This is a genomic window from Aquibacillus sediminis (assembly GCF_005870085.1).
Lineage (GTDB): Bacteria > Bacillota > Bacilli > Bacillales > Amphibacillaceae > Aquibacillus_E > Aquibacillus_E sediminis.
This window is the reverse complement of the sequence record NZ_SZNM01000076.1, coordinates 1-609: the sequence shown is the minus strand read 5'-3', so window position 1 is coordinate 609 and position 609 is coordinate 1. Positions and strand designations below refer to the sequence as shown.

Below are 609 nucleotides of genomic sequence, written 5' to 3'. Positions count from 1 at the left end.
ATATTCGACATCTACCTATTCCTGAAAATATTATGAGTGAACCTTCGTATAAACCTAGATTTAGTCCGAAACGGGCTCTAACTAAAGAAATTCAGGAACAATTACAGCAATACATTATTGAAAATACATGGAAGCAGCAATTCTATACCCATGGCTTGTCTATCTTCATCCCAATAAGACTTACCTATAGTCGGATTTCTTAAATTATTTTATTAATATATCAATTACGAATCGAACATACTCATTAATCTAGTAACATTACTTAAACCAACACAGAAAAGGAGTAACCTCCCCCTTGTAAGATGGCATTTGTCAGCCACCTTCTGTACAAGTTTCTGTAGAACTTCCAACAAGTATCAGTTAAGCGCATAATGTAGGGAGGTGCCTGGCTCGGCCCGAAAAATCTTGTTTCTCAGATTGTTTCACGTCACGCATATAAAAACTGCCTCCTGTAAAAAACGCTCTCTATGATAAACGGTAGCAACAACAGCTAAAAAAGTTCCAGATACCAAATTCAATAATAATAGAGAGGTGGCACGACCCGAATTTTGTTAGTTATTCTTTTTCAAAATAATCCACCTGATAGTTGACGTTTAATTTTCAACAATA

The 609-nt window shown here is 35.5% G+C and carries 1 protein-coding gene; it reads left to right on the top strand.

Going from position 1 to position 609, the window contains the following annotated elements; translation table 11 throughout:
* Positions 1-203 (top strand): hypothetical protein (locus FCI53_RS21715; protein ID WP_210238514.1); only part of this gene is annotated, 203 nt, incomplete at its 5' end.
* Positions 204-609: the final 406 nt, after the last annotated feature.